The following is a 1,544-nucleotide window of genomic DNA, read 5'->3' on the forward strand; positions in this document are numbered from 1 at the left end:
CCGCGGCCAGCACGACGACGAACGTCTCCGCCGGCACGACGGCGCCGAGGCCGAGCCCGGACTCGGCGAACGCCGCCCCGAGGGCCAGCGCGTACACGGTGAGCTGGTGCATCACGCTCCCCAGCGTGCGCGGCCGACGTGGCCCCGGCGCCAACGCCGTCCGTCGCGTCGGTGAACGGACGTGCAGCCCCTCCGGGACCGTGCTGGGGTGGACGGGTGACCACCGCCCCCGTCGCCGACCGCACCGACACCCCGCGCCCGTCCGGCCCTGGCTCGTTGCTGGCCGGCCTGCTCGTCGCGACCGCCGTCGTCGCGGCGCTGGGCTCGTGGGTCAACGCCGGCGAGACGAGCGGCTGGTACGAGGACGCCGAGAAGCCGCCGTGGAACCCGCCGAGCTGGGTCTTCGGCCCGGTCTGGACCGTGCTCTACGCCACGATGGCCGTCGCCGCTTGGCTGGTCTGGCGCCACCGCGGCCCCCTGGCCCTGTGGTGGGCCCAGCTCGCCGTGAACCTGGCCTGGACGCCGGTCTTCTTCGCGCTGCAGTGGCTCTGGCCCGGCCTGGTCGTCGTGGTCGCGCTCGACGTGCTGGTGGCCCTGTGCGTGTGGCGCTTCCGCCGCTGGTCGGTCGCCGCGTCGTGGCTCATGGTCCCCTACCTGGCCTGGACGCTGTACGCCACCACGCTGAACGCGGCGATCGCCGTGCTGAGCTGACACCCCGACGGGGACGGACCGGGTGGTCCGCCCCCGTCGCCGGGCGTCAGGCGCGGGTCACCCCTGCGCCTCCTGGTACACCGCCTGCACCACGCTGCCCAGGTACGGGCCGAACATCTTGTTCGCGTCCGGGCCGAGGTTGTACCTGAAGGAGTTGACCGACGTGAGCGTGCCCAGCCCGGTCGACTCGTCGTAGCCCGAGAGCCAGGGCCCACCGGACGACCCGCCGGTCATGTTGCACACGAGCCCCTGGTCCTGGCTGCCGCCGAAGGTGTCCTGGGTGACCGTGCCGTGGCACCAGGCCAGGTCCTCGCCGCCGTAGGGCGCGGCCGCCGGGTAGCCGAAGGCGTACGTGTACGCGCCGCGCGGCTGGTTGAAGCCGACGCCCTGGGCGCCCACCGCGTCGGCGAGCGTCCGGCCACCCGACGGCGCGACGACGGCGTAGCCGACGTCGTAGTCGAGGTCGCCCTGGCTGGCCCACTGGGTCGTGGTCAGCAGCTCGGTCGCGGTGAACCGGCCGTACGGCGCCGCCCCGTCGGCGTAGGCCGGGACGAAGGTGAAGTGGGTGGCGAAGTCGCCCGGCCCCTCGTTCAGGCAGTGCCCGGCGGTCTGGACGAGGCTGCGGTTGGCCGCGGTGGTCGAGCTGCCCGAGCACACGTAGTCGCTGCCGCCGAGGGTGAAGAACACCTTGCCCGTCGTGCGGACGATCGCCCCCGACCCGGAGTACAGCCCGCCGCCGAAGTCGGCCTGCGTCCTGCGCCGCAGCGCCGCCTGGCGCCCGCCGACGACGGTCGGCTCGCCCTTCTCGACGGCGGCACCGCGCGGAGCGGCGG

Annotated in this window: 2 protein-coding genes; one reads left to right on the plus strand and one right to left on the minus strand. The window is 74.5% G+C overall.

Features of this window, described 5'->3' with window-relative positions:
* The first annotated feature begins 216 nt into the window (after nucleotides 1-216).
* The gene (locus tag AC2W7G_RS15980) at nucleotides 217-711 is read left to right on the plus strand and encodes a TspO/MBR family protein (protein WP_485869304.1); all 495 of its coding nucleotides are present in this window, start codon (nucleotides 217-219) and stop codon (nucleotides 709-711) included.
* 57 nt (nucleotides 712-768) lie between these two features.
* Here the strand turns inward: AC2W7G_RS15980 and AC2W7G_RS15985 are convergent.
* On the minus strand, nucleotides 769-1,544 hold a 776-nt coding region (locus AC2W7G_RS15985), incomplete at its 5' end, for a trypsin-like serine peptidase (protein WP_485869305.1).

The organism is Aeromicrobium sp. PFPM2_SD2 (genome assembly GCF_057364525.1).